The organism is Pseudomonas sp. MD195_PC81_125, from assembly GCF_014060985.1.
Taxonomy (GTDB): domain Bacteria; phylum Pseudomonadota; class Gammaproteobacteria; order Pseudomonadales; family Pseudomonadaceae; genus Aquipseudomonas; species Aquipseudomonas parakoreensis.
In genome coordinates, this window is sequence record NZ_JABULD010000109.1 from 1 (window position 1) to 10,561 (window position 10,561).

Here is a 10,561-nt window from a genome sequence, read left to right on the forward strand (position 1 = left end):
CGACCCGTTGCTGGTGCGCGCCGGGCGTGGCCTGGTGCCGACCCCCGCGTGCGCTGGAGTTGCGTGAGCGAGTCAGCACGCTGGTGCAGGAAGCCGAGGCCGCTTTGCGCCCCGCCGAGATTCTCGACCCCCGGCCAGTTGCAGCGCACCTTTACCCTGCGCAACACCGACGGTTTTGTTGAAACCTTCGCCGCCGCCCTGCTCGCGCGCATCGCCGAAGAAGCACCCGGCGTGCGCCTGCGCTTTGTGCAGAAGGCCGACAAGGACAGCACCCTTCTACGTGAAGGCCGGGTGGATCTGGAGACCGGTGTGGTCGATGACAGCACCGACCCGGCGCTGCACAGCCGTATCCTGTTTCAGGATCACTGGATTGGTGCAGTTCGTGAGGGCCATCCATTGAGTGCGGGCAAGATCAGCAGCAAACGCTTCGCTGGCGGCCAGCACATTCTCATCTCACGTCGCGGGCGCAGCAGCGGCCCGGTGGACGAAGCGTTGCTGGCTGCGGGTCTGACGCGGGATATCGTTACTTCATTCGGCGGGTTTTCGGCGGCGCTGACGCTGGTCCGCGAATCAGACCTGATCGCCACGGTTCCAGAGCGTCACACCAGCAAGCTGCGCATGGGCCTGCACAGCTTCGCCCTGCCCTTCAGGATGCCGCCGATCAGCGTATCGATGCTCTGGCACCCGCGCATGGACGCCGACCCGGCGCACCGCTGGTTGCGCAATTGTGTACGGGAAGTCTGCGTCTAACGCGCATCGCCGCCGGCCGGTTTATAGAACAGGAATTTGCCGACCGCGGCGGTCTTTTTGTACTCCTTGGCCCAACTCGGGTGCACGTTGCGATCATGAAAGTACAACGCGCCACGGGTGCGATCCGGCAACTGGCGGTTGAGCGCCTTGCCGGCGATGTCCTTGGCCAAGGTGTATTCAGCGTCTTCCTTGACCTGATCGGCCTTGCCATCGCACCACCAGGAAAACTGGCAACTCTTGGTTTCCGACCCTTGTTTGACCACTGCACACACGGTGTCGGGAAAGCCATCATGGCCCAGGCGGTTCATCACCACGCTGGCCACGGCCTGCATTTCCGCAGTGTCGCGCCCCTTGGCTTCCCAGTAGATACTGCGTGCCAGGCAGGTGATCGGATCGTCCAGCGGCGCGGTGCCGGCGGGGTCCACGGCTTGTACTTCAGTCGGTGTGATCGCTTCGGATTTGGGTGCCGGCGCCGCGCTGACTTTGTCAGCGGCTTTCTCTTCCAGCACCTGAGCTTTTTCTTCGGCCTTGGCCTTGATCGGGGCCTGATCGGTGGCCATCACCACACCGGCCATCAGGGTTACTGCGAAACAGCCAGCCAACCATTTCAATCCCATGTCAGTTCTTCCGGCAGCGCCCGTTCCGGGCAAGGTGTTTCGTGGGGGAGACGCCCGGTTCCCGGGGCCTTCGGAGAGTGTAGACGGCAAAGGCCGGCGTAACGTTCCGCAGAAAAACCGGCTCGATGAAGAAAAAGACATTGCACGGACCGGGGGCCTTTCGCGCATCATGAGCGCATTCCGCTCAAGGAGATTTCCATGCGTTTCATGCCATCCGTTTTGCGCTTTGCCGCGCTGTGTTTTGGGCTGGCCGTGGCCGCCTCGGCCATGGCTGCCGACGAGTCGCAACTGATCGAGTCGATCAATGCCTACCGCAGCCAACCGCAGCGTTGCGGCAGCCAGGCGTCCAATGAACTGCCACCGCTGTCGGCCGACCCGCGACTGAGGCTGCCGGCCGCGGGAGCAGTCGATCTGCAAACAGCCATGGCCAGCGCCAGTTACCCGATGGTCAATGTGCAGGCGATCACCCTCAACGGCCCACGCGATGCGGCGTCGGCGATGAAGGCGATTGAGGAGAGCTTCTGTCAGGTGGTGCTGGATCCGCAGTTCGTCGATGTCGGCGTGAGCCGCGCCGATCGCGACTGGCGCATTGTGCTGGCACGACCACTGCTGTCGGCAAAACTCGGGGATGCGCAGAGCGAAGGCCAGAAGTTGCTTGAACAACTCAACGCCGCTCGCGCCCAGCCACGTCAATGCGGCGGCCAGGCCTTTGCCGCCGCGGCACCATTGGCCTGGAGTGCAAGCCTGGGCAGCATCGCTCAGGATCACAGCCGCGACATGGCCAACAACAATTACTTCGACCACAAGGACCGTGACGGCCGCACCCCGGGCGACCGCGCCGAACTGGCCGGCTACGGCGGCCAACTGGTTGGCGAAAACATCGCCGCCGGGCAAGATACAGTGCGCAAGGTCGTCGACGGCTGGCTTGCCAGCTCCGGTCACTGCGCCAACCTGATGAACCCACAATACAAGGAACTCGGCGCCGCCTACGCGACCGACCCGAAAAGCAGCGCCGGCATTTACTGGACCGCGATGTTTGGCGCGCCATAACCCTGATTGATGGAACATCAGCGGTCACAGCTGACAGTGGATGTGCTCTGACAATGGTGGCGACTGCACGGACGCCTTCACGAGCACGCCCACTGTCGGCGTTCAACCCGGATCGTCGTCTCGGTGAACAATCAGCTCATCATCGAGCGCATCAATCAGCCATTCACTAATAGTGATTGGACGCTTGCCAACGTTGCCCCTAACCTGCGTGCACTCCATTCTTTCCGCTCAATGCGGCTTCTCTACTCCTGCAAGGCTGTCATGTCAGAGCGTGTCTTGATCGATGGTTACAACCGCCGCGTCGACTATCTGCGCATGTCGGTTACCGACCGCTGCGACTTCCGCTGCGTGTATTGCATGGCTGAGGACATGCAGTTTCTGCCGCGCCAGCAAGTGCTGACGCTGGAGGAGATCTATCAACTGGCGCAGAGCTTCGTGGCGCTGGGCACGCGCAAGATTCGCCTGACCGGCGGCGAGCCGCTGATCCGTCCGGGCGTCGTCAAACTGTGCGAACAGATCGCCGCCCTGCCCGGCCTGCGTGAGCTGTGCATGACCACCAACGGCTCGCAACTGGACAAACTCGCCGCGCCGCTGTTCGACGCCGGGGTCAGCCGCCTGAACATCAGTCTCGACAGCCTCGACCAGGATCGCTTCAAGCAAATGACCCGCACCGGTGATCTGGCGCAGGTGATCAAGGGCATCGATGCGGCGCGCAAGGCTGGTTTCACCCGAACCAAACTCAACGTGGTGGTGATGCAGGGACGCAACGATCAGGCGATCAACGATCTGGTGAGTTTCGCCATCGACCGCCAGCTCGACGTCTCGTTCATCGAGGAAATGCCGCTGGGGATCATCAGCGAACACAGTCGCGCCGAGTCGTTTTTTCTCCAGCGTCCAAGTGCGCGAGAAAATCGCCGAGCGCTACACCCTGATCGATTCCGCCGAGTCGACCCAAGGCCCGTCGCGCTATTGGCGCGTGGCCGAAGCACCGGACATTCGCCTGGGCTTTATCTCGCCGCACAGCCACAATTTCTGTGGCACCTGCAACCGCGTGCGGCTGACCGTCGAAGGGCGTTTGCTACTGTGTCTGGGTAACGAGCATTCGGTGGACCTCAAAGCCGTGTTGCGCGCTCATCCGGGGCAACCGCAGCGGCTGGAAAAGGCCATTATCGAGGCGATGAAACTCAAGCCGTACCGGCACAATTTCGAAGTGAACGACGACGTTCAGGTCGTGCGCTTCATGAACATGACCGGCGGTTGAGCCGCCCTCACCCTGCGTAACCGGGATCGCCCAGCATGATCGTCAGACCCAAGGTCAACCAGTTCGCCATCCTCTTCACCCTCAAGGGTTCGATCGCCAAACGCATCGCCCTGCGCACGCTGATGGTCACCTTGCTGGCCTCGGCCATCGTGCTGATGGAAATGCTCCACCCGAGCAATTTCACCAAGGTCAACGCCACGCCATTCACCTTGCTCGGCTTGTCGCTGTCGATTTTCATGAGTTTTCGCAACAACGCCTGCTACGACCGCTGGTATGAAGCGCGCAAAGCCTGGGGCGATGTGCTGGTGCACATTCGTTCGGTGATCCGCGAAACCCAGGTCATCCGCGAATCAGCGCAGCGCAAACCGTTGCTGCTCAACCTCTGCGGTTTCGCCCACTCGCTGAATGCGCGGTTGCGCCGGGAAAGCGAAGCGGCGGCCAGCCGTGCGTGGATCACCCCGCAACACGATGCACAGGTGCCGGACTACAGCGGGCGCATTCTGCAGCAGGTCGGCCAGCAATGCTCCGACCTGCACCAGAGCGGCGAACTGAGCGAGTGGCGCTACATGCTGCTGGCCAATCACCTGACGAGCCTGACCCAGGCGCAAGCGGTGTGCGAACGGATCAAAAACACCCCGCTACCCTTCCCCTACACTTTGCTGCTGCACCGCACCATCTACCTGTTCTGCATTCTGTTGCCGTTCGCCATGGCCGAACCGCTGGGCTGGCTGACCCCGCTGTTTACCGCGATTGTCAGCTACACATTTTTTTGGTCTGGACGCGATTGCCGACGAGCTGGAAGACCCGTTCGGCCGCGACGAAAACGACCTGGCGACCGACTCGCTGGTGCGCACCATCGAGCGTGACGTCCTCAGCGAACTGGGCGTGGCCGACCTTCCAGCAATGCTGCTGCCGGTGGACTATGTGCTGAGCTGATCTCGCTCCCCCCCGCAAGTACGGTCTGATCACTCTGACCCACCCCATGATCGATCTGCTCTATCGGCGCCGTTGACCTCGGCCAACGCCTTTGAAACCATGGGCGCCAGAGCGGATCGACAGGCTATTCAATTCTTCCGATCCGGCGCACATACCGTCAGGTGAGATCGTCGCACCTCGCGTTTTTCGTGCGCTGCGCGCCGCTGCGTCGATACTCAATCCGATTTCTCAACGAGCAGGTGCCATCGTGGACATCAAACAACTCAAGTTCCTGATCGCGCTGGACGAAACCCGACACTTCGGCCAGGCCGCCGCCCGCTGCCACATTACCCAGCCGACCCTGTCGATGCGTCTGCGCAATCTGGAAGATGAGCTGGATCTGGTGCTGGTCAATCGCGGCCAGCGCTTTGAAGGGTTTACCGAGGCCGGCGAACGAGTGCTGGCCTGGGCCCGCACGCTGCTGGCCGCGCATGACGGCCTGTTTGCCGAAGCCGCAGCGTGCCGCGGGCAACTGGTCGGCAGCCTGCGCCTGGGCCTGGTGCCGTTGAGCAACTTCAACCCGATCACTTACATCCAGAGCTTGTCCGGCACGTATCCCGAGTTGAAATTCAGTCTGTCGTCGGGGAGTTCCGACGAGATCATCGCCGAGCTTGGCAACAATCAACTGGACTTGGGCGTGTGCTACCTCGACCACGTCAACCCTAACTATTTCGATTTTTTCGAGATTGGCGAAACCCGCGTCGGGCTGCTTTACGACAACCGCCACTTCCATTTCGAAGGCTCGGACATCAGTTGGGAGGACGCCGCCGAACTGCCGCTGGGGATGATCACCACCGGCATGCATTACCGCAAATCCATCGACCTGAGTTTCCGCAGTCGCGGCCTCAATCCGCAGCCGATCCTGGAAAGCGATTCGACCTATCAGCTGTTACAGGCCATTCATCAGGGCTTCTGTTGCTCGATCATGCCGCTGGACAGCGGGCTGGAAGAACCGATCGAACACCTGTCGTTCATGCAATTGCCGGATGCCAGTGTGCTGGCACCGCTGGGGCTGGTGATGCGCAAGACCGAACCGCGTTCGGCGATCGCCGAGAAGTGCTTCGCCGAGGCACGCAAGTTGTTTGGAAAGGGCCAAGCCTGACACCACACTTGAACAAAAAAACTGCTTAGATAGCGGCTCCGACAACATCCACCGCAGGCGCCGCGCTTGAACACCTCACCCGAAGATTTGCCCAGACCCGCTCCCGTAACGCTGCGCCAGGCCTGGCGCTTCTGGCTCAAGCTCGGCTGCATCGGGTTCGGCGGCCCGGCCGGGCAGATCGCGATCATGCATCAGGAACTGGTCGAGCGCCGGCGCTGGATCTCCGAGCGACGGTTTCTGCATGCGCTCAACTACTGCATGTTGCTGCCCGGCCCCGAGGCCCAGCAACTGGCGACCTACATTGGCTGGCTGTTGCATCGCACCTGGGGCGGGGTGATCGCCGGGGCGCTGTTCGTGCTGCCGTCGCTGTTTATTCTGATTGCGCTGTCGTGGCTGTACATCGCCTTCGGCGACGTGCCGGTGGTCGCCGGAATCTTCTACGGGATCAAACCGGCGGTGACCGCGATTGTCTTGCACGCGGCGCACCGCATCGGCTCGCGGGCGCTGAAAAACGCTTGGCTGTGGGCCATCGCGGGGGCGTCATTCGTGGCGATCTTCGCCTTTGATCTACCGTTCCCGCTGATCGTGCTCGGGGCGGCACTGATCGGTTATCTCGGCGGGCGACTGGCGCCACAGCGCTTCAACAACGGCGGTCAGCGCAGCAGTGCCAAATCCTTCGGCCCGGCGTTGATCGATGACGACACGCCGACGCCTGAGCATGCGCGATTCAGCCTGCCAAAGCTGTGGCGCCTGCTGTTGATCGGCGCGGCGTTATGGTGTTTGCCGATGGGCCTGCTGACCGCGCTGTTCGGCTGGGACGGCACCTTCACGCAAATGGGCTGGTTCTTCACCAAAGCCGCACTGCTGACCTTCGGTGGTGCTTACGCGGTATTGCCGTATGTCTATCAAGGCGCGGTCGGGCACTACGGCTGGCTGACGCCGACGCAGATGATCGACGGCCTCGCCCTCGGCGAAACCACACCCGGCCCGCTGATCATGGTGGTGGCGTTTGTCGGTTTCATCGGCGGTTACGTGCAACCGGCGTTCGGTGCGGAACATGCATTCGCCGCCGGTGCACTGGCGGCGACGCTGGTGACCTGGTTCACCTTCCTGCCTTCGTTTCTGTTCATCCTCGCCGGCGGGCCGCTGGTGGAGTCGACCCACAACGAACTGAAATTCACCGCACCGCTGACCGCGATCACCGCGGCGGTGGTCGGGGTGATCCTCAACCTGGCGTGTTTCTTCGCTTATCACGTGTTCTGGCCAAGCGGTTTCGCCGGGCATCCGGATCTGTTTTTGATCGGGCTGGCGCTGCTGGCGGCGTTGGCGCTGTTCATTTTCAAGCGCGGGGGTAATCGAAGTGTTGATCGTTTGCGCCCTTGCCGGGCTGGGCTTTCACCTGCTGCACTGAACGTCGTCCAACGGTGCCGGGGCGCAATCAGCGGTTTACACACCCGCAGATTGCCCCTTACTATCCGGGCACACCGGTCGGCGGGTCTGCCCCGCCACCGACGCTTTCCGCCAACGGAAACACGCGTTATGAGTACGTCACCACAACAACCAGAAAGGTTGAACGTCTCCGCTGTGTGCGCCCTCTGTCACAGGGGCCGCGCATGAATCGCATCGTCAATCTCCCCATGGCCCTGCGCCGTTCCAAGCTGCGTCACTCCGCACGCCCGCCGGATATCGCCTGCTGATTCCGACAGTCAGAAAAGATCCATTGTGTTGAGGGGATTTATCCCCGATGGACTGCGCAGCAGTCCCTATCTTTTTGGCCCGCTACGCGCGCCGTCGGGGATAAATCCCCTCACCACAGGTTCAGTGTCACTTCCGACTGCCGGGCATTAGCGAAATACTTTTTTCTTTTTGATATCCCTGCCAGGACACCCACGCCTGTTTACCGCGTCGTGTCCGGCCAGATTCTGCGCGCCTGCGCGGCGCCATCGTGAGTGATTGACCATGAAATTCGCAGCCATCGAAGACGCACGCCTGTTCCTTGAACAAAACCCCGATATCGACATGATCGAGCTGTTCATCCTCGATGCCAACGGCGTGCCACGCGGCAAGTTGTTGCACCGTGAAGAACTGCTTGCCGTGTACCAGAGCGGTCGCCCGCTACCCAGCACCATCCTCGGCCTGACTGTGCAGGGCGAGGACGTGGAAAACTCCGGGCTGGTGTGGGGACGTCGGCGACATCGACTGCCGCGCCTACCCGCTCGAAGGCAGTCTGGTGCGCCTGCCGTGGCGGCAGATTCCCACCGCGGCGGTGCAGGTCAGCATGCACCCGACCGAGGGGATGCCAGCGAGCATCGCCGACCCGCGTCATCTGCTGATCAAGGTCATCGACGGCCTCAAGGCCAAGGGTTATCACCCGGTGATGGCGTGCGAACTGGAGTTCTATCTGCTCGACGCCAAACGCGATCACAACGGCCGTCCGCAACCGGCGCTGGATGCCGATGGCGGCCGACCGCGACACACTCAGGTCTACGGTTTGCGCGAACTGGAGCAGATCGAACCGTTCCTCGCCGACCTCTACGGTGCCTGCAAACTGCACGGCATTCCGGCGCGCACGGCGATCTCGGAATATGCGCCAGGCCAGGTGGAAATCACCCTTGAACACGGCGACGCACTGGTCGCGATGGATCAGGCAGTGCGCTACAAACGTCTGGTCAAAGCGGTGGCGCACAAGCACGGCATGCAAGCGACGTTCATGGCCAAGCCGTTCGATGATCTGGCCGGCACCGGCATGCACATGCACGTCAGCCTTGCCGATGGCGAAGGACGCAACCTGTTCGCCGCCGAGGATCCGGCCGGCACCCCGCTGCTGCGCACGGCGATTGGCGGCATGCTCGCCTCGCTGCTCGATACGCTGCTGCTGTTCTGCCCCAACGCCAACTCCTACCGCCGGTTCCAGGCCAACAGCTACGCGCCATTGGCGCCGACCTGGGGCGTCGACAATCGCACTGTCAGCCTTCGCGTACCGGGCGGCCCGGCCAACACCCGGCATATCGAACATCGCATCTGCGGCGCCGACGCCAATCCGTATCTGGCGGCGGCAGCGATCCTTGCCGGGATCCATCGTGGTATTCGTGAAGACCTCGATCCGGGTGCGCCGGTCGAGGGCAACGGCTATGCGCAGGCCAAGGAATTGCTGCCGACCGACTGGCTGACGTCGCTGCAGGCGCTGGAAAATTCTGCGTGGGCGCGGGATGCCCTGGGCCAGGAATTTCTTGGCGTGTACCTGGCGGTGAAGCGTGCCGAGTACCGGCAGTTCATGGCCGAGGTGGGTGAGCAGGACTGGCGTTGGTACCTGACCGAAGCCTGAAGCCTCACCACTAATCTCCTGTGGGAGCGAGCCTGCTCGCGAAAGCGGTGTGTCAGTCACTTAATAGGTTGAATGTGACGACGCCTTCGCGAGCAGGCTCGCTCCCACAAGTGACCGCGTATAACCAAAGAATTTGTGTGGACACCGACATGAGCCAACGCTGCAATTCCTACTACACCGCCACCCTCAACCAGAACACCGATTACCCGACCCTGCAGGGCCGACACCAGGTTGATGTGGTGATCATCGGCGGCGGTTTCACCGGCGTTGCCACCGCCGTCGAACTCGCCGAAAAAGGCCTGAAAGTCGCCATCGTCGAGAGCAACAAGATCGGCTGGGGCGCCACCGGGCGTAATGGCGGTCAAGTCACCGGCAGCCTTTCCGGCGACGGTGCAATGCGCAAACAGATGCGCCCGAAACTCGGCGATGAGGTCGACGATTTCATCTGGCACCTGCGCTGGCGCGGGCATCAAATCATCCGGCAGCGGGTCGAGAAATATGGCATCCGGTGCGACCTCAAGCACGGTCACCTGCACGCCGCCTACAAACCGAGCCACATGGACGGTTTGCGCAATGATTACGACGAAGCCGTGCGCCGCGGACTGGGCGCCGAGGTCAGCCTGCTCGACCGCAGCCAGGTGCGGGACGTGCTGCAAAGCGACCTCTACCACGGCGCGATCAAGAACACCCGCAACATGCACCTGCACCCACTCAACCTGTGCATCGGCGAAGCGCGGGCGGCGGAGAGTCTCGGTGCGCTGATCTTCGAAAACAGTGAAGTGCTGGAAATCATTCACGGCAAGAATCCGGGCGTGCGCACCGCCCACGGCCAGATCGACGCCAATCAGGTGATGCTCGCCGGCGACGTCTATCACAAGCTCGAACCGGGCCAGCTCAAGGGCAAGATTTTCCCGGCCATGGGCGGCATCGTCACCACCGCGCCGCTGGGTGATCTGGCGCGGCAGATCAACCCCGAAGACCTCGCGGTGTACGACTGCCGTTTCGTCCTCGACTACTACCGCCTCACCGCCGACGGGCGCCTGCTGTTCGGTGGCGGCGCGAACTACAGCGGCAAGGACTCACGGGACATCGCCGCCGAACTGCGCCCGTGCATCGAGCAGACCTTCCCGGCGCTCAAAGGGGTGCAGATCGACTACCAGTGGAGCTGCGCGATGGGCATCGTGATCAACCGCATCCCGCAACTGGGCAAGCTCTCGGACAACGTCTGGTATTGCCAGGGATACTCGGGACACGGCATCGCGACGACGCACATCATGGGCCAAATCATGAGCCGGGCGATCACCGGGCAGATGGAACAGTTCGACACCTTTGCGCAGTGCCAACACATTCGGGTGCCGATGGGGGATTTACTGGGCAATCCGTTGCTGGCGGCGGGGATGTGGTATTACCAGATGCTTGAACGCCTTCGCTGACACCCCCGATCCCCGTAGGAGCTGCCGAAGGTGCGATCTTTTTGATCT

At 62.1% G+C, this 10,561-nt stretch carries 5 protein-coding genes and 5 pseudogenes; 8 read left to right on the forward strand and 2 right to left on the reverse strand.

Annotated elements, in window-relative coordinates; genetic code table 11:
- A pseudogene (locus HT737_RS04810) lies at positions 1 to 750 on the forward strand (LysR substrate-binding domain-containing protein); the annotation flags it as partial.
- On the opposite strand, the gene HT737_RS04815 reads toward HT737_RS04810, so the two are convergent.
- Positions 747 to 1,367: a cell wall hydrolase gene (locus HT737_RS04815; protein WP_047293535.1), complete on the reverse strand. Its 621-nt coding sequence runs from the start codon at positions 1,365 to 1,367 to the stop codon at positions 747 to 749. The pseudogene HT737_RS04810 and the gene HT737_RS04815 sit on opposite strands and share 4 nt — an antisense overlap.
- A gap of 198 nt (positions 1,368 to 1,565) precedes the next feature.
- On the opposite strand from HT737_RS04815, the gene HT737_RS04820 reads away from it, so the two are divergent.
- The 5 genes and pseudogenes from HT737_RS04820 to chrA all read left to right on the forward strand — a co-directional run bounded on the left by HT737_RS04820 (position 1,566) and on the right by chrA (position 7,166).
- A complete protein-coding gene (locus HT737_RS04820) occupies positions 1,566 to 2,417 on the forward strand; it encodes a CAP domain-containing protein (RefSeq protein ID WP_182401674.1) in 852 nt (283 codons plus the stop codon).
- A 261-nt stretch (positions 2,418 to 2,678) separates the two neighbouring features.
- Positions 2,679 to 3,678 (forward strand): annotated as a pseudogene (moaA, locus tag HT737_RS04825) (GTP 3',8-cyclase MoaA).
- Between the two features lie 35 nt (positions 3,679 to 3,713).
- A pseudogene (locus tag HT737_RS04830) lies at positions 3,714 to 4,614 on the forward strand (bestrophin family protein).
- 247 nt (positions 4,615 to 4,861) lie between these two features.
- On the forward strand, positions 4,862 to 5,755 hold the full coding sequence (locus HT737_RS04835) for a LysR family transcriptional regulator (protein ID WP_095668906.1): 894 nt from the start codon (positions 4,862 to 4,864) through the stop codon (positions 5,753 to 5,755).
- Between the two features lie 66 nt (positions 5,756 to 5,821).
- Positions 5,822 to 7,166 (forward strand): annotated as a pseudogene (chrA, locus tag HT737_RS04840) (chromate efflux transporter).
- A gap of 413 nt (positions 7,167 to 7,579) precedes the next feature.
- Here chrA and HT737_RS04845 read toward each other — a convergent pair.
- Positions 7,580 to 7,831 carry a hypothetical protein gene (locus HT737_RS04845; RefSeq protein WP_182401678.1) on the reverse strand — a complete coding sequence of 84 codons (252 nt, stop codon included), beginning with the start codon at positions 7,829 to 7,831 and terminating at the stop codon, positions 7,580 to 7,582.
- On the opposite strand from HT737_RS04845, the pseudogene HT737_RS04850 reads away from it, so the two are divergent.
- Together HT737_RS04850 and HT737_RS04855 are read left to right on the forward strand one after the other, a co-directional pair.
- Positions 7,715 to 9,080, forward strand: a pseudogene (locus HT737_RS04850) (glutamine synthetase family protein). The gene HT737_RS04845 and the pseudogene HT737_RS04850 overlap by 117 nt on opposite strands.
- Positions 9,081 to 9,229: 149 nt before the next feature.
- Entirely contained in the window at positions 9,230 to 10,513 is a 1,284-nt protein-coding gene (locus HT737_RS04855) for an FAD-binding oxidoreductase (protein WP_182401676.1), read from the forward strand.
- Positions 10,514 to 10,561 lie beyond the last annotated feature (48 nt).